The following is a 282-nucleotide window of genomic DNA, read 5'->3' on the forward strand; positions in this document are numbered from 1 at the left end:
ACGGACCGCTGATGTTAGCAATCGGTACCGCGCCATCAATAATCGTACCGGTTCCTGTCACCACCGCTGCGTTCGACGATGTACTTGCCACCAAGGACAAGCTCTCATTGCCTTCGATCACACCGTCTTTGAGCGTACCAACACGCACAATCACGCTCGATACGCCTGCAGGTACTTCAACCGATCCAGAAAGAGGAACGAAGGTAGTGCCGCCATCCACCGACACTAATTGACTCACTGTATCCACGCCCACTGTCGCACTGCCTGATAGCAAGGACAAAT

The 282-nt window shown here is 53.5% G+C and carries 1 protein-coding gene; it reads right to left on the minus strand.

The window, feature by feature from the left end; translation table 11 throughout:
• The coding region (locus H8K36_RS18980; protein WP_186918087.1) for a hypothetical protein at positions 1–282 on the minus strand (282 nt) is incomplete at both ends.

The sequence above is a fragment of the Affinundibacterium nitidum genome (assembly GCF_014284155.1).
Taxonomy (GTDB): Bacteria; Pseudomonadota; Gammaproteobacteria; order Burkholderiales; family Burkholderiaceae_D; genus Undibacterium; species Undibacterium nitidum.